This window comes from Aquicella siphonis, from assembly GCF_902459485.1.
Taxonomy (GTDB): domain Bacteria; phylum Pseudomonadota; class Gammaproteobacteria; order DSM-16500; family DSM-16500; genus Aquicella; species Aquicella siphonis.
Genome location: NZ_LR699119.1, coordinates 991,484 through 1,008,247, shown reverse-complemented (window position 1 = coordinate 1,008,247; position 16,764 = coordinate 991,484). Strand labels below are relative to the sequence as shown.

Annotated in this window: 18 protein-coding genes; 4 read left to right on the top strand and 14 right to left on the bottom strand. The window is 47.4% G+C overall.

What is annotated here, in order from left to right; genetic code table 11:
- Positions 1 to 78: 78 nt before the first annotated feature.
- Together AQULUS_RS04755 and AQULUS_RS04750 are read right to left on the bottom strand one after the other, a co-directional pair.
- A complete protein-coding gene (locus AQULUS_RS04755) occupies positions 79 to 1,572 on the bottom strand; it encodes a carboxypeptidase M32 (protein ID WP_148338954.1) in 1,494 nt (497 codons plus the stop codon).
- 18 nt (positions 1,573 to 1,590) lie between these two features.
- Entirely contained in the window at positions 1,591 to 2,859 is a 1,269-nt protein-coding gene (locus tag AQULUS_RS04750) for a hypothetical protein (protein WP_148338953.1), read from the bottom strand.
- 185 nt (positions 2,860 to 3,044) lie between these two features.
- Between AQULUS_RS04750 and AQULUS_RS04745 the strand changes: the two genes are divergently transcribed.
- Positions 3,045 to 4,016 carry a cytochrome-c peroxidase gene (locus AQULUS_RS04745; protein WP_148338952.1) on the top strand — a complete coding sequence of 324 codons (972 nt, stop codon included), beginning with the start codon at positions 3,045 to 3,047 and terminating at the stop codon, positions 4,014 to 4,016.
- Positions 4,017 to 4,125: 109 nt separating this feature from the next.
- On the opposite strand, the gene AQULUS_RS04740 is transcribed toward AQULUS_RS04745, so the two are convergent.
- From AQULUS_RS04740 to AQULUS_RS04725, 4 genes are all read right to left on the bottom strand, one after another.
- On the bottom strand, positions 4,126 to 5,088 hold the full coding sequence (locus AQULUS_RS04740; RefSeq protein ID WP_148338951.1) for a hydrolase: 963 nt from the start codon (positions 5,086 to 5,088) through the stop codon (positions 4,126 to 4,128).
- A 269-nt stretch (positions 5,089 to 5,357) separates the two neighbouring features.
- Positions 5,358 to 6,221: an outer membrane protein gene (locus AQULUS_RS04735; RefSeq protein ID WP_172622736.1), complete on the bottom strand. Its 864-nt coding sequence runs from the start codon at positions 6,219 to 6,221 to the stop codon at positions 5,358 to 5,360.
- A 353-nt stretch (positions 6,222 to 6,574) separates the two neighbouring features.
- Positions 6,575 to 7,204, bottom strand: coding sequence for a PsbP-related protein (locus AQULUS_RS04730; RefSeq protein ID WP_148338949.1), 630 nt, complete (start codon positions 7,202 to 7,204; stop codon positions 6,575 to 6,577).
- Positions 7,205 to 7,452: 248 nt separating this feature from the next.
- Positions 7,453 to 7,932, bottom strand: a complete 480-nt coding sequence (locus AQULUS_RS04725) for a hypothetical protein (protein WP_148338948.1) — start codon at positions 7,930 to 7,932, stop codon at positions 7,453 to 7,455.
- Between the two features lie 194 nt (positions 7,933 to 8,126).
- Here AQULUS_RS04725 and AQULUS_RS04720 point away from each other — a divergent pair, with 194 nt between their 5' ends.
- Positions 8,127 to 9,362, top strand: coding sequence for a dicarboxylate/amino acid:cation symporter (locus AQULUS_RS04720; RefSeq protein ID WP_172622735.1), 1,236 nt, complete (start codon positions 8,127 to 8,129; stop codon positions 9,360 to 9,362).
- A gap of 52 nt (positions 9,363 to 9,414) precedes the next feature.
- On the opposite strand, the gene AQULUS_RS13130 is transcribed toward AQULUS_RS04720, so the two are convergent.
- Positions 9,415 to 9,543: a hypothetical protein gene (locus AQULUS_RS13130; RefSeq protein WP_269472865.1), complete on the bottom strand. Its 129-nt coding sequence runs from the start codon at positions 9,541 to 9,543 to the stop codon at positions 9,415 to 9,417.
- Positions 9,544 to 9,684: 141 nt separating this feature from the next.
- Between AQULUS_RS13130 and AQULUS_RS04715 the strand changes: the two genes are divergently transcribed.
- Entirely contained in the window at positions 9,685 to 9,876 is a 192-nt protein-coding gene (locus AQULUS_RS04715) for a hypothetical protein (protein ID WP_148338946.1), read from the top strand.
- On the opposite strand, the gene AQULUS_RS04710 is transcribed toward AQULUS_RS04715, so the two are convergent.
- From AQULUS_RS04710 to AQULUS_RS04685, 6 genes are all read right to left on the bottom strand, one after another.
- The gene (locus AQULUS_RS04710; RefSeq protein ID WP_148338945.1) at positions 9,848 to 10,402 is read right to left on the bottom strand and encodes a hypothetical protein; all 555 of its coding nucleotides are present in this window, start codon (positions 10,400 to 10,402) and stop codon (positions 9,848 to 9,850) included. The genes AQULUS_RS04715 and AQULUS_RS04710 overlap by 29 nt on opposite strands.
- Positions 10,403 to 10,495: 93 nt before the next feature.
- Positions 10,496 to 10,969: a DoxX family protein gene (locus AQULUS_RS04705; RefSeq protein ID WP_148338944.1), complete on the bottom strand. Its 474-nt coding sequence runs from the start codon at positions 10,967 to 10,969 to the stop codon at positions 10,496 to 10,498.
- Positions 10,970 to 11,000: 31 nt separating this feature from the next.
- Positions 11,001 to 11,777 (bottom strand): HvfC/BufC N-terminal domain-containing protein, encoded by a 777-nt coding sequence (locus tag AQULUS_RS04700; protein ID WP_148338943.1) that lies wholly within the window; start codon positions 11,775 to 11,777, stop codon positions 11,001 to 11,003.
- Positions 11,719 to 12,603, bottom strand: a complete 885-nt coding sequence (bufB, locus tag AQULUS_RS04695) for an MNIO family bufferin maturase (RefSeq protein WP_232051835.1) — start codon at positions 12,601 to 12,603, stop codon at positions 11,719 to 11,721. The genes AQULUS_RS04700 and bufB overlap by 59 nt, the downstream gene beginning before the upstream one ends.
- Positions 12,604 to 12,608: 5 nt before the next feature.
- Positions 12,609 to 12,917 carry a BufA1 family periplasmic bufferin-type metallophore gene (locus tag AQULUS_RS04690; protein WP_232051834.1) on the bottom strand — a complete coding sequence of 103 codons (309 nt, stop codon included), beginning with the start codon at positions 12,915 to 12,917 and terminating at the stop codon, positions 12,609 to 12,611.
- A 278-nt stretch (positions 12,918 to 13,195) separates the two neighbouring features.
- On the bottom strand, positions 13,196 to 14,257 hold the full coding sequence (locus AQULUS_RS04685) for an SGNH/GDSL hydrolase family protein (protein ID WP_148338941.1): 1,062 nt from the start codon (positions 14,255 to 14,257) through the stop codon (positions 13,196 to 13,198).
- Between the two features lie 126 nt (positions 14,258 to 14,383).
- On the opposite strand from AQULUS_RS04685, the gene corA reads away from it, so the two are divergent.
- Entirely contained in the window at positions 14,384 to 15,451 is a 1,068-nt protein-coding gene (corA, locus tag AQULUS_RS04680) for a magnesium/cobalt transporter CorA (RefSeq protein WP_172622734.1), read from the top strand.
- A gap of 11 nt (positions 15,452 to 15,462) precedes the next feature.
- On the opposite strand, the gene purT is transcribed toward corA, so the two are convergent.
- Positions 15,463 to 16,650 (bottom strand): formate-dependent phosphoribosylglycinamide formyltransferase, encoded by a 1,188-nt coding sequence (purT, locus tag AQULUS_RS04675; protein WP_148338939.1) that lies wholly within the window; start codon positions 16,648 to 16,650, stop codon positions 15,463 to 15,465.
- Positions 16,651 to 16,764 lie beyond the last annotated feature (114 nt).

The window sequence follows — 16,764 nt, the reverse complement described above, 5'->3', positions numbered from 1 at the left end:
GATATGCGTCTCATGGAAATATATCATGGGCAGAGTTTCGCCCGCTACGCGAATTCGCATTAAGAAAAACAGACAAGGCTAACCGCCCAGATATCTTGCACGGATATGATCGAGAAAATATCCAGCTTCCAGAGGCTTGCCCGTAATACGAGTAAGTAGTTCCTGCACAGGCAGAGAAGAGGCAGCTTGGTAGATATTCTCACTCAGCCAGTTATGGAGATGGTTAAACTTTCCGGACTGCACTTCGCCGCTGGAATGCGGATGACGCTCACTAAACACTGTAAATAACTGGGCAGCCATCATCCTTCCCAGTGTATAAGCCGGAAAATAGCCAAACGCTCCTCCTGGCCAATGCACATCCTGCATAACACCATTTTTAACATTACCTGCCGTGGACAATCCCAGATACCGTACCATCAAATCATTCCAGGCTGCCGGCAAATCCTGTATGGATAATTCCCCGCTGAATAGCGCTTTTTCAAGTTCATACCGAAGCATCACATGCATGGGATAAGTGACTTCATCCGCGTCAACGCGGATATATCCTGGCGTGACCCGCGTCACCAGCCGGAACAGATTTTCGAATGTGAAAGCAGGCTGGTCTCCAAACCGCTGCACCAGCAAGGGCTGCAGATATTTTATGAATGGCATGGAACGGCAGACTTCCATTTCAATCAGCAGTGACTGGCTTTCATGCATGACCATGCTATCAATTTGCCCCACAGGCTGGTCAACCCAGACACCAGGCAAGCCCTGCTCATATAATGCATGGCCTGTTTCATGGCAGATTCCGAAGAGCGACGAGAGAAACTCGTGCTCGGTATAACGAGTCGTCATACGCACATCCGAAGGCCCGCCCGAGCAGAATGGATGATGACTGATATCCAGGCGTCCACGGGTAAAATCAAAACACAAGGCATTCATCACCGCAAGGCCAAGGTTTCTCTGACTCTCAACCGGAAAAGGCCCGACAGGCGCAACCGCCGCATCATCACTCTGCCTGCCGATGATCTGCGTAACCAGAGGATGCAGCGCCTGCTTAAGCTGGGAAAATATGATGTCAATATTTTTCTGGCTGAACCCGGGCGCATACAAATCCAGCAAGGCATCATAAGCCGTCATACCCAATGCCTGACCTTCTCTTTCAGCTGCCTCCCTGACCAAATTGAATACTTTCTCGAAGAAAGGCAGAAAATCCTTCCAGTTATTTTCCGGGCGTAATTTGCGCCATGCCTGCTCGCACAGGATTGCGGCCTTGGCAGACTCTTCTGCCAGCCATGAAGGCAGGCTGACACTGCGGATGTATTTTTTCTCTATCAATTTCAGATTCATCGCATCCCAGGTTTCCAGGGTATCATCATGCCGGGCTTGGTCTATCAAGGATTTCATGCGCTTGGCGGTCAGCATGCGATGAATGGTGAGATTAAGTGTCGCAACAGCACTGGCGCGCGCTTCCTGGGCACCTTCCGGCATCATGACTGCTTCATCCCACATCAGGATACGCTGAGCATATTGCAAGTGTGAAATACGCGCATAATACTTCTTTAATTGCTGGTATTTTTTTATAGCCATAATCTTCCTCAAATAGGGTTAGACATGCCCATGCCAATATTCAGCAGACAGACAGTCTTCAAACAGTGAAGTCAGCTCATCATGATGATATTGATGTTCGACAAATTTCAAGTCCTGATAGCAGGACAGCATTTTTTCGCGTGAAATGGCATACCGGGTATTAAAATAATGTATGATCATTAAATCCTCAATCTTCTGCTTTCGCTCACGATCCTGAATCAGTTGATACAACTGAATCAGGGATTCTGCCTGTAATGGCTCATCCTCCGCCTGCACGGCTAAAACATGGCAGTATTCCGCCAACCTGACCGCATCTTCCAACCGCCCCGCCATTCCCATGATACTGGCGGTATGCAAAGCAAAATCCATATGACAGAAACGGGTATTTTCCATCGTAACGCGCCGCCATGCCAAATGATAAAGATGCTGAATGTCCGACAAAACTTTTCTATCCACGCCCGCCGTTAACCGCAACTCACATTCACGCAATTTTAATATCGGATCCACGGATGATGGGTATTTCATGGCCTCGCATCCCAACAGATTGACGGCCCTGCGAGTATCGCACAAATTAACATAGGCGATAAATCTGGCTTCAGGAATAAAACATTGGTGCATTCCTGTTACCGGAACCGGAAAATGATCCAGGTAGTTTATCAATTCACGGTATTGCTTCAAATGAAAATAGAGTTTGATCCTCTCGAGCATCGCCTGGAGGATGACCGTATCAAACAAGACCTTATCCTGGCGCAGCGCGGCATCCATCAAATTCTTCAACAGACTGTTTTCACGCATGCATCCATGATGATCTTCATGGCGGATAAACACGTTTGATTTTTCAATCGCATCATAAAAACGCCCTTCATGTCTGTCGATGGTAATGAGATGGATCCAGGGCTGGAACAAGTGTTTCAATAAATCAGTCTGCCTGGTTTTGCCGCTCCAGGCCAGAAACAAATGAATTTGAGTATAGCAAAGGTCTCGCGCCCTTTTGTTTTGACCTGACAGGATGAAAATCCGGACAGCCTGATTCAAGACATCCACTGCCTTTTCAATCCACAGCCGCGTCAGCTTGTTATCATAGAGATCACGCAATTCTTTGCGTAAGGCTTCCGCCCATATCAGCAAAGGCTTGCATATCTGTCGGGGGCGGGGCGAGACCAGATTAGTCATTAAAAAAACAGAAGAGCCATCTTTTTCTCTTGTTCGCGGCTCAGTTTTTTCCACCTCGGTTTTATTGGCATTGCCAGCGATTGCGGCATCATTCCGCCTGCGTTTTTTATGCATAAAATTCCATTTTATTCTAAATGATTTGACTGATATTTCAGCCTGGTTGGCTGGATGTGGCAGATTGAAGAAGCAGAGAAGGGCCTGATTGCAACTGGCTTGAATTTAAGTATGATATTTCCCGGAAAAAAATACAAACTTCTTATTCACGCCAGGTTTTGAAAAATAATTTTTAAGGACATACTATGCGCAATAAATTCATCACTGGATCATGTATATTGATTAGTCTGATCCATCTCGCCCATGCACAAGAACCCTTGCAGCCTCTTCCGGAGAAAGTTCCTCTTAATGCTGATAAAGTGTCATTGGGCGCACGTCTTTTTCACGATCAGCGCTTGTCTGGCAATAATACTATTGCCTGCAGCTCATGCCATAATCTCTCTACAGGAGGAACCGACCATACTGCAGTATCCAGCGGCATAAACGGTAAGCAGGGTGAAATCCGCGCTCCCACAGTCTATAACAGCGCTTATAATTTCAGACAATTCTGGAATGGCCGGGCCGCCACTCTGCAGGAACAAGCTCAAGGCCCGGTCACCAATCCTGTTGAAATGGGAGCTAACTGGCCGGATGTCATCAAAAAGCTGAAAATGGATCCTGGCTACGTTAACGCCTTTAAAAAGATTTATCATCAGAATATCGACATGAACAATATTGTCGATGCTATTGCAGAATTTGAGCGCTCGCTTTCAACACCCTCGCGCTTTGATGATTATTTGCGCGGCAAAACAACCGCCATCACACCACAGGAAAAGCATGGATATGATTTATTCAAGTCTTATGGCTGTGTCGCATGCCACAACGGTGTCAATATTGGCGGCGGCATGTATCAGAAGATGGGTGTGGCAAAGGATTATTTCAAGGACAGAGGATTGCCAGTCAAACCTGCTGATTTAGGCGTTTATCAAGTCAGCAAACTGGAAAAAGACAAACATGTCTTCAAGGTACCGAGCTTACGCAATATCGCCCTCACCGCCCCTTATTATCACGATGGGGCAGCGCAAACATTGGATGATGCCGTATTCAAGATGGGCAAATACCAGCTGGGAATTGAAATATCTGAGAAAGACCGTCAGGATATTATCGCGTTTTTAAATTCACTCACAGGCAAGACACTAGACACAAACAAGACAGCAAGCCTATCTACCCAACCCTGATCTTGCATGACGCCGTGCCATGTGATAGTCACGGCGTTTGCAATTTGTTTGTTAGCCAATCGGGCTAATTGTAAAAGTGTGTAATGACCTTATTCATATCATCTAATGGTTATAAGTGCAATTTCAAAAATTCGGGCACTCTTTCTTCCAGCCAGTACTGGGGACGCCATGGCACGCTGCCAGAGACAAATCCCACATGACCGCCCGCATCAGTCACTTCCAGCATAATGTGCGGTGATAATTCACTCTCATTCGGAATAACATCTTCTGTCATGAATGGATCATCCTTGGAATGCACTAAAAGTGTAGGAATCTTTATCGATTGCAGATACTGCCTGCTGCTGGAAGATGAGTAATACTGATCGACACTGGCAAACCCATGCACAGGAACCGTATATTTTCCATCCAGATCACGAATACCGTCGATTTCCGAAAGCGCGGCAAGATCAATAGGCGATGAGATTTTTTTAAATTTTTGCAATAATCGGTTTTTCGCACATTTAACCAGATACCATTCGTAAAACCGGGAAAACCCCTGCGTGATCCGGTCGGCCGCCTTGTGCAACTCAAAAGGCACAGAAATAGCAGATGCTGCTTTCAATGGATTTTCATTACCTGTTTCACCCAACCACTTTAACAAGACGTTGCCGCCCAGTGAATATCCTATCGCTGCGATTTGAGCATGACGTTCTCTATCCAGTATGGAACGCACCACAAAATCAACGTCGCCTGTTTCACCGGAATGATATCCTCTCGCCAGCCGGTTGGGTTCGCCGCTGCAGCCACGAAAATGCATGAACAAGCCGCGCCACCCTTGCTGTTTGACAGCAAGCAGCATGCCTTTTGCATAGTGGGATTCGATAGAGCCTTCAAAACCATGCAAAACCAGTACAATCGGCCCGGATTGATTTCGTCCGCACCAATCCAGATCAATAAAATCACCGTCAGGCAATTCAAGACGCTCACGCTCCAGACTCAGGTTTTTAATATCGGCGCGGCAAATCGCAGGCCATATTGTTTGCATATGAGAATTGGGAAGCCACCATGCAGGTTTAAATTGAGATCCGCTCATACCGTCACCATCTTTGCTATCAGATCAGAAATTTAAATCTTTACATTTATTAATATAGTCATAATAGCATAATTTCACAAACATCCTTGCCGAAAAAAAGTGAAACAATAACAGAATCAAAAATTTCCAACCAGAAGCATGTGAAAGAGTGTTAAAAATGAGCAGATTAGACAATCGGATTAATAGACTGTGTGCAAAAATATATAGAATTTAAACAGAAGGGAAACTACTGGAGCGGACTGCGAAACCTGCAATCCGCTCCGTAGACTTTATGCAAAGTGGTACAACAAGCTCAGCATATATTCATTGTTGGATGGCTTGAATTTGCTGTTGCTGGCCAACCGGGTGGTGTTATCAGCTGAAGTGATCGACTGGCTAACAGAGGTTGAATTGAAAGAGGTATGCGTGAATTCGCCTCTGACGCTGACGTTTTCAGCAACATAGGTTTCAATGCCTACGCCGTAGTTGAAGCCGTTTCTCCAGTCACTGGAAGACCGTGTGGTGGCAGTGTTGGCATCAAACACATTGGTGTAGGTTTCGGTAACCTTGAAGTTGCTTCTCAGGTAACCTAAGCGAGCATAAAACAAGGACGAGTCGTTAACCTTGATACCTGGCAACAGCGCAACGCCATAAGAAGTTCTGGCTTTCATCTTGGCATAATAGCTGGAGTCTGGATCGCCAACGGTGGTGCTGGATGTCCAGGTGGTGTCAGCATTGCTGGTGTTGGCATTGAGTTCAGCACCCAGGTAGAACCAGTCAAAGTAACGGCCGTAACCAGCGAACAATCCGCCCATCCAGCCTGTGGCAGAGTGGTTCAGCGCCAAGGAAGATGAATCAAGCACTGAGTTTGATGCAACATCAACGAAGTCAACATTGCTGGACTGATGAATTCTGTAAGAATCATAACCAACTCCAACACCGACGTAGAAGCCGTCATGCAACATCATGACTGGCGGGCATGGTGGTGGAACTTCCGCTTTGAAATTCGCTTCGCCTTTGAAATTTTCTTGCTCGGCAACCATCTTAGTTGCTTTGTGAGAAGATTTGTGAGCTGCAAAACCCGTGGTGGAAACCATGAGTAATGAAGCTGCGGACACTGCGACGAAAATCGCGGATAAACGTGGGTGTTTCATGTACATCTCCTTATGGGTAGGACATTTATATTTTGTTTTCAAATCATCCTGGCTTGTGAAGCCAATTACAAAAATATTCGAGCGGATACTTTAATAGAATGTTTTAGTAAGAACAAGTACTTTTGAAAAAACTTATTCTTTTATTTGACGAAAAAAATCACACGTCTAAAAAATAAAATCACAATGTATACAGTAATAGATTCTAAACATTCCTGTACAGGTATTTACGCGATTAAAATGAACATATCAAACACCATTATCAACACATCACGACCTGATAAAAACATGCGTGAGAAGACAAGAAGAAGACGCGCGCGGGGAAAGTGAACAAATTCCATACGACGAAAAATTTGTCAGTTGATTGCCCAGGTAGCGAGCATGGCTTTGGCTATATCAAGATAATCACCATACATCTCTATGGGAGCGGTATATGCCCAGGTATAAAAAACCAGGCCATCTTGTCGCGGCACCACAATCTGCCATTGCTCAATAATACTGCCTTCGTACGTATAAATAAAAGTCAGATATTCCCCCTTGAGACTGGAGCCATCCGGCTGAATCAGGGAGAAAGGGCCGTGTGCAAGAAAGTTTGCTTTTGGGGATTCTTTCAATACCTGCTCTCTGACATCGGCAATGATGTCATCAATGGACTTATATTCACCGCCTGATTTCTTACTCAAGACGGTCTGAATATTTACCGTGGAATAATAAGCAGCGGTTCCTTTTTTGCCACTGAATAATACCGATCCTTCTTCTGTGTTGTCATATATCCAGTCAGACGGATACTTGATACTAAATTTACTTCCTCGATTTTCATAAAATTTATCCAGAGCTATTTGATTTGTTGATTTATTGTCATCCTTGCTTGTTTTTGGTGAATTATCTTCCTTTCCATTAATGGCACTGGTAGCCGCGCCCGTTACCAGCACAAACACGGCTATGAATACCACCGTCCCAATGATTTTCTTATTAAATAACCACATGGCCACTCCTCGTTTATTATCATGACCAAACTGTTATGGAATGCAGTGACACACTATATATTATCATAGCCGATTTTTACGTGATGAAATGTGGTACACTCGCACGCGGCGCGCGCTATGGGGAAACAGTGGTCAAGCGGACAATGGCAAAGATGAGGGGCGGGTTGCGTACAATTTGTCCCGGCCGCCACGCGTTGAGCTGTTTGGCTGCTAACAGCCGGGACAAATAATTCTTGAAACAGCTTATCTTATTGTAACTGCATCTGCACTTTAGCCTTCATGGTTCCGGGAGTCTTGATCATTCCGTTTAAAGGATCAAATTCCGGTTTCTGGTCTTGCACCAGAATGATCTGGGTCGCAAATTTGGAAACATCGATATTGATTCCATACGGGCCAGTATAAGTCTTTAACTTGCCGCCAACGGGAATGGGATCAATCACCAGCTGATATATCTTGTCCGTGCAACCCAACCGCGGCCCCACATGAAAAGTGTAATCATTCTGGTAATCGACTTTTGCACTCCAGCAAGGTGATTTACCGCCATTATAGGCGCTTACCATGACAGATGTCTGAGTCATGGTCGAATCCTGCAGATCGGTATTGGCCAGCAGGTTGGTAATCTGTATGGATTGTGAGATCGGCCCCGCCGCGCTTAACGGCTCTGCCGCTGACAAATGTGAAAAAAGGACAGCGCTGGCTGCCACTGCAGATAATAACTTGAACTTCATGTCATGACTCCCCGATTAATGGATTGAAAAAATATCGAATGCTTACAATCAAGCCAGCGATTGTACTCAATTTGTACGGCCCAAACAACGGTCCCGCCCAGACTGGCCGCAGCCACAGGGATACACTGGTCACGGTGAAAAAGTGTATATTATTGTTCTGGTGGATATTTCAGCCAAAGGAGCGCGCCAGCTTTATGAAGAACACTATGTTCATCTTGATTCTATTAAGCATCGCGCTGGGTATCATTTTCGGCGTATTATACCCTACCATGATGATTTCAATCAGCTGGATTGGTCAGTTGTTTATCAATTTATTGAAGCTGATTGTTTTACCATTGATTTTTTGCGCGCTGGTCAGCGCTATCACCAGCCTGGGGGGCAAGCGACTGGGCTCGATAGGCTTATACACAATGGCTTATGTCATGGTAAGCGTGTCTATCGCCGTGACCATAGGATTAGTCTTGTTAAACCTGTTCAAGCCGGGAATTGGCATTCCGCCCAGTCTGATTCTGGCAAACGCCACCCCTCTTGACCTCAAGCCTGTTCCGCTTTCTTCATACCTGCTGTCACTATTTCCTCCCAACATAGTGGAGGCCGCGGCAAAATATGAAATCATGCCCATCGTTTTCTTCAGCATCGTATTTTCCATCGCTTGCATTTCTGTAGGCAAGACCGCCCATCCTGTTATTGATTTTTTTGTGGGATTACGCGATGTCCTGATACGGATGATTATCTGGCTGATGTATCTCACACCCATAGGGTTGTTTTCATTGCTGGGCACCGCTGTAGCAGAAGCCTCTCTGCAGCATCTGTTACTGCAAAGCCTGAAAGGCATGTTGTTATTCATCTTCATCTTTCTGTCCGGATTATTATTACAAATTCTGTGGCAGATGATACTGGTGACCTTGATCACCGGACGAAATCCCAGACATCTGCTCTCAGCGGCATCCAATGCGTTACTCACCGCGTTCGCCACATCAAGCTCCATGGCCACACTGCCCGTCACCCTGATGGTCGCGAAGAATGAAAAAATAAATGATGATGTCGCGCGCTTCGTTCTTCCACTCGCCACTACCATCAACCTGGCCGGAACAGCCATGTATGAAGCAGTGTCAGCATTATTTTTTTGTCAGATACTGGGATTTGACTTATCCATTCCCGCGCAAATCGGCGTCTTTCTGACGGCAATTCTCGCCGGCATGGGCGCGACCGGAATACCTGAAGGCGGCTTGATCACCATGGTGATGGTCTTGCGTAACGTCAACGTGCCCGCATCCGCGATTGGATTATTGCTTCCGTTTGACCGTATACTCGATCGTTTCCGCACCATGACAAATGTCTGGGGAGATCTGGCGTGTGCGGCGATTGTCGATCATTACCAGCAAAAGCGCAGCACGCACACCGCCGTGAATCATGCGAACACTCCATGAACCGTGTCACTCGCCGGCTATGCCGGATCTGTCCAGAATCATCACGCATGACTCAGTGCACGTAATAATAATTTTGAGTCAAACGATCAGAACGGTCGGAACGATTGACTGAAAACAATTGCGCGCCTATGCATAGCATGAGTAATGCGCCGAATACAGCAATGATAAGAGGCTTAGACATAATCACTCCGTGAATCAGGCTAAAATCCATCTTAGAGAATGTCTGTGCGGAATGATTTCATTTTCATGGATAAAATGACGGGTGTCTATTCGGTGTAACCCTTGGTTCATTTCAAGTAAATGAAATTACTGGCAAATCATCATGTATGTCTTGCTCGCCGCCGCCGTCGCGGCGAACCTGCCCGTCTATAAGCATGCGGGAATGAACCGGAAAATCATGCCATGGTTTACGCATCTCGTCATTCCCGCTTGTCTCGTCATTCCCGCGCAAAAGCGGGAATCCAGCCCCCCACGAGGCACCGTCGTCAAGACTCGGCTTTGCGCGAAACAATGATAGTTCCAATAGTAGTCTGTTTTGATGGAGAATTATCTGCGTTCCACCCTGCCCTGAGGGCTTCGCCGCAATCCATGGCTTGCAACCCGCGGAATCGCACTTCGTATTTTCCTGGCTTGGCGGGTGCTTTCAATGTGAATTCCGCCGAACCTGCTCCCTGCGGGCCGCCATTATAAATACAAGCTTGCGCGCTGCGGCGGGCCAGGCCGATAATGATTTGGTTATTAAGGCTCTGGTAACAGTTAGGACAATTGTAATTATACTGAATGACTGCCTGAATGGTTTTGCCCGGCTTGATCATGATTTGATTACCCTGATTATTCATATTCAGGTTGGTGAGTGTCACATGTTTGTAATTTACTATAGGAGGCTGCGGCGGCTGTTCCGTCAGCAATGAAGTTCCTGCAGCAGGCTGCGCCGGCATTTGTTCCGGAGCCTGGCTGGTTGCGCAGCCGGCAATGACCAGCGCACCCATGCCGGCAAACATTCCATTACGCAGATTGGCATTAAAAAGTTTTGCGGACATACATTCATTCTCCCTGATGAGACATGGTTATATACTTTATACCCATTACCTCTCAGGATGACAACCTTCACGCCAAAGACAAATCCATCCGTTTCAAACAGGATGCCTGCGCTTCCACCACCAGATGACAGCCTGGTCCAGACTGATTTTTCCCGTGCCATGCAGCAGAATCACCAATAAAACGATTCCCCAGCAGATATGATCTTTCAGACCGGTGTAACCTGCCGGTGTCCATAACACAGGGTAGGACACCACCGCCATGATGTTAAATACAAACAGAATCAAAGCGGGTATGCGTCCGCCCAGGCCCAGCACCAGGAATGCCGATATACCCAGCTCAATAATAACAGCCAGTACTGCCGCCATTTCCGGCGGCAACAACGGCACTTGATACTCGTATTGAAATAATAAAAGTGTGCTGCTCCAGCTGCTGGTTTTGGTCAGGCCTGACGCAATAAAGGCTTTTGCCACCCAGCAACGGATAAACAAGTCGCCTAACGGCTGCAGGAAAATACAAATGCGATCGAAAATACTCCAGGCGCCGACCACCCATTGTTTGAAAAGCATATCTGTTCTCCTCTGCGATTCTGACAGGCTTTCATCTGATTTTAAAATCAGCAAGCCAGCCTCGCTCAATCATGCGCGGGAGCAATTCGACAATATTCACTTCAGGAAGTGACACATGGATGTTTTCGACAACCTTCGCCAGATTCATTCCCTTTCGTATCCAGGAAAGCACCTGCCATTCCTCTTTTGTCAAATAATCAATACGCATGACATCATGCACACAACACACAAAATAATAAAATATTGCACTATCAGGCAGCACGATGTCTGCGTCTCCCTGGCATTCAGGCTGGTTTTTCTCCCAGATTTCATGAATGGGATATTGCGAGGCCAACAGGGAAAAATCCGCCGGAATGTCAAACACGAGACGTTCGCCATGCTCGGCATAACATTCTCCCAGTTTCTGAAAATTGATTGCGGGCGAGGATGGCGCTATCGACACTTTATGCCATGCCCATTCCAGTCTGGCCACATCAGGAAGATAAGGAAGCGACTGCGCCGGCGCATAGTGCCGGATGAATTCCGCGAAATCAGCGCCATACCGCGCGAGATCAGGAAAATATGACGCATGGGAGGAAATGTAAAAGTTAATCATGGCAATAAAAAAATCTTCGCCTACCAGCCTGTGGACTACAGGATAAATTTCCTTTAGCGCGGTTTGCAGCGCGCCAAAACTACTGCCGCGGTATATCGCGAACAATTCATTTTGCGTCAGGCCTGAGCCGGCAATGATGACTTGTAAAAACTCATCACTTTCCGAATTCAATCCCATCGCAAACTGGCGTTGATACTCGTGCAAAGTTAACATGATGTGTCATGATTTCCTGTGCTTGCGCGGCTTCATACTGTAATCGTTCGAACGCCGGTATTTGATTATCCCATTCAATGATGGCGGGAATTGCACCCCATTTACTCAATGCTTGCCTGAACAATTCCCACACCGGCGCATGCACGGGCGCGCTGTGCGTGTCCAGCAAATGCGTGCCGCGGTCTTCAAAACCCGCAAGGTGAAACTGCCTGATACGCCTGCTGTTCAAGCCCGCGATATAATCTTCCGGGTTAAAATGATGGCTGCGCGCGCTCACATAGATATTGTTAATATCCAGCAAAATGAAGCAATCCGCTTCATCAGCAACCGCCTGCAGAAATTCCCATTCATTGAGTTCGGCATAACGGCACGAAAAATAACTTGAAACATTCTCAATCATGATACGCTGTCCGAGAAAATCCTGGACTGCCCTGATGCGCCCCGCTGTATGCCTGACCGCTTCCTCAGTATAAGGGAGCGGTAATAGTTCATGAAAATACTGGCCGCCGAACGATGTCCAGCATAAATGATCTGACACCATTACCGGTTCGACACGCTGAATAAGCGATTTTAATTTTCTGAAATATTCCCAATTCAGAACATCCGTGGATCCCAGCGACATCCCTACCCCATGGAGGGTGACAGGATATGCCGCGCGGATCTTTTCCAGGTGGCGCAATCCAGGGCCGCCGTCGAAGAGATAATTATCCGACAATACTTCAAACCAGGGAATGGCCGGATAATTCAATTCAACATGCGCATAATGACACGCTCTCAGGCCCACGCCTACACTGCCAAAAAGATCCGTACGCAGCTTGTCATTCAAGCAAACTATCCTTCTGTGGTGCTGCCGCCGACTATTTTGTTGCAAGTTCCTTTTGGCACACCCAGCCAGGCGTCTTTTGCGCCATCTGCCTTGGCTTGTCCCGCACATGCCTCTGTTTTGGAGGCACAATCATTCTTGCCCGCTTTTGCAATACCGTAACATTTCTCGAACCCGCCCGGCATGGCTTTATTAAGCGTATCACTCGTTTCCTTTTGCATTTTCATGCTGTCACTCATTTGATCCGCCAGCGTTCCCGAGCCAATTCCCATGGCAACGACCGCACCCAATGCGGCTATCACGATTTTCTTGGACATAGCACATCCTCCGGTTAATGTGTTTGACCTTCCGTCATTTTTTCTCGCAACAAGATATATCGTGACTCAGCCAGCCGCCGCTGTCCATTAGGTACTTCCCTCTCTCCCGGTTAAGCAACTGTAAATGAGAATGTTTTTGTCATGAAAAATCGGGATTGTTCACCTGTTGAGAAACCTCCTGAGCCTGCTTTTCCGGCCGCAGCAGCAGGCGGCCGGATTGCGCCACAAGTTCATGATCAGGTTATCAACAAGACATCATTTTTCGGATCATGTATTGCTCAGCCGATCTGATTGCCCAGTTTTTCAATCACAATATCGGCCAGGATACGATGAACCACTGCCGTGGGATGAATAGAATCCCAGAATATATATTCATCAGGATTCGCGCATGGCATATTGCCTGACGCATAAGACATGCTCATTTGATAGGTGTATGCAAGCGCCGGTGTGTTGAGAATATAATTACTCATGGCCCGTGCATCAAAATCCGCAGGGACTTTTTCGTTGCCGGCGGCGACAGCTTGTTGAATTTCCTGCGTCAATCGCTCGTCTGTCAGTATTCTTGAAAACAGATATCCGCCTTTCCAGCAGGATTCAGCAGTATTAGTCAAGTGCACGTTATATTTCTGATTGTACTTCTCAGGATCAGCCATCACATCATTAAACATGTCATATATATTGACTTGGGTGATATTCACTCCGGGATTTGACTGCCGGATTTTCTGCATGGCTTCATCGAGCTTTTGATTATGCAGGACAGTCAAAACGTGCAAGTTCGCCATGGACTTGTTTCTAGCTTCCGGTACTCGCGACAAATCCGGTAGATTCAGTATCAGGAAGTTTTTACCGCCATAGTAGGACAATGTCTTGACAGCCCAGGCAATTTTATTCACCACTTTATCAGTTGCCGAATCCGCATTGGCATCCGAATCAAAAAGATAATCATTTCCGCCTATCCAGATCGCGAACAACACCTTGCTTCTGTCCCTGAAGAGAGAGTCAAGGAGGTAAGTATCCACTTCCGCCTCAAGAATGGTGGGAGAAATGAATTTCGGTGTGGGCATGTGGAATACCGCTGTGGCGCCGCCCAGCGCGTATATCTTGTAATCCGCATAATTTTTATTGTAATAATGGTGACCGACATTCTCGGCCCATGTCTCGCCGTTGGTAAAACGTCCTTTGAAATACGGCGGCGACTTGGGAAGAATATGAAGCAGCAGGGAATACAAGTTACCATTATCCGTCAGGCTGTCGCCGAAAAAAACAATCTTGTTGATATTGGCGGCGTAAGCATTGAATACACCCGTCAGCAGCAAAAGAAAAAGAAGAATTTTTTTCATGTGATGAGCTTCCTTGATGTTAAGAAAAATCCTAGTTTAGCCAGCCGTACCCGATTGGAAGACGGCATGGCCCATTGCCCGATTCTCAACTCATTGTATAATGGATGCAGGAAAAGGAAACCATCCATGTTCTCAGAAGTCCATAAGCGGGCGAAAAAAGCCGGACAACCCCCGGGAACACCTGTTTACACAGGTGAAAAAAGCCGGGAAAAGCCGATTATTACTGTCACCACTTATAATGCCAGTGAATCGGAAGAAAGCAAGGGGGACAGCCTGGAGTCCTGCATGGGCGCACAAAAACCCGGCTATGTTACCTGGGTGAATGTTGAAGGCCTGCATGACAGCGGGCTTATCGATCAAATCGCAAAACAGTTTCACCTTCATCCCCTGACTGTCGAAGATATCCTGAATGTTGAACAGCGTCCCAAGGTCGAAGAATTTGACGGTTATATTTTCATCACCCTGAAAGTATTGACCTGGCAGGCCAAAATGGCCAAATTCAATATCGCCCAATTGAGCCTGGTGATAGGAAAGGATTATATATTGTCTTTTCATGAACATGATTCTTCACGCTTCCATGATATTCGCAAACGTCTGCAAGGGAGTGCAAACCAGCGGCTGCGCCAGCACGGCAGCGATTATCTTGCATACCGCATGATCGATGCTGTGGTAGACGAATATTTTGTTGTGCTCGAAGCACAAGGAGACCAGATCGAGAAAATCGAACAACGCGTGATCACCTCGCCGAAACCGCAGACAGCGCGAACACTCTATCGATTGAAAAGGCAGATGCTGCTTTTAAGAAAAGTAATCTGGCCCATGCGGGAAGCAGTCAGCCACTTGCTTTACGTTGAAGACGAACTCATCACATCCTTTACCCGGGTATACCTGCGCGATGTCTATGACCACGCCATGCAGGCCATAGACACACTGGAAACCTTTAGGGACATGTTATCCAGCATATTGGACATGTACTTGTCAGCACTCACGATACGCATGAATGAAATCATGAAAACGCTGACCATCATCACTACCATCTTCATTCCCATTACTGCGCTGGCAAGCATTTACGGCATGAACGTGCCCGGTGTTCCGCTGATGCATTCTCCCTGGGCTTTCATGGTGATCCTGTCTCTCATGATCTTCATGATCATGTTCATGATTGTTTTTTTCAGAAAAAAACGCTGGATATAATGCTTCCGCGATCATGCCCGCACTTCCACCCTGATCAAGTCATGTGCCTGTCTTGCTCTTGCTCTCGCGGTTTCCACACTGTCACCAATGGCCAACACCACACCCACGCGCCGCTCACCTTGTACTTCCGGCTTGCCAAACAGCCTTAGCTGCGTCTCCGGGAGATCGAGCGCGAGATCAAGATGGTGATAGCGGATCTGCGACCCGTGTCCGCGCGCCAGCAAGGCGTGCGAGGCAGCGCATCCCAGCTGGCGCAGTGAAGGGACTGGCAGCCCCAATATGGCGCGCACATGCAACGCGAATTCAGATTGATCCTGCGAAACCAGCGTCACCAGACCCGTATCATGCGGGCGAGGCGAGACTTCACTGAAATATACCTGGTCTCCCTTGATGAAAAATTCGACTCCAAATAATCCATAACCTCCCAAGGAATCTGTCACAGCCCTGGCCATCTGCTGAGCGGTACGCAGCAAGGCTTCCGGCATGGGATGCGGCTGCCAGGACTCACGATAATCGCCATTAATCTGTGCATGGCCGATAGGCGCGCAAAATGTTGTGCCTCCGACATGCCTCACGGTCAATAAAGTAATTTCATAATCGAAAGGAATGAACGCTTCGACAATCACCTGGCCGGATTGTGTCCTGCCCGCGGTTCGCGCTATCTCCCATGCCTTATCGACTTCATTTTCGCTGCGAATAATGCTCTGCCCTTTGCCGGAAGAACTCATGATCGGTTTGACGACGCAGGGGATTCCGACGGTTTTCACTGCCTCATGATACTCATTCAGGCTTGACGCGAAAGCATAGGGAGAAGTCATGAGATGCAGCTGCTCGGCGGCAAGCCGGCGAATGCCCTCGCGGTTCATGGTCAGTCTGGCCGCTTTCGCGGTAGGCACAACACAATAGCCTTTCCCTTCCAGGTCAATCAAGGTATCGGTAGCCACCGCTTCAATTTCCGGAACGATAAAATCAGGTTTTTCCGCTTCTATCACCGTTCGCAGGGCATCGCCATCGAGCATGGAAATAACATGACTGCGATGCGCGACCTGCATGGCGGGCGCTCCCGCGTAGCGATCAACCGCGGTGACTTCCACTCCCAGCCGCTGCGCCTCGATCGCGACTTCTTTTCCCAACTCTCCCGCGCCCAACAATAGCATACGCGTGGCGGTCGCCGTGTTTGGTGTGCCGAGTACAACCATGTGTTACTCCCTGAAAGGATTGTTTGAACGAAGGTTACCCGGAATTGCGTCAAATGAAAATGGGTTGTGCTTCATTCACCGGCGTCCAGACGTCACATAAAATGGTTGCCTTTG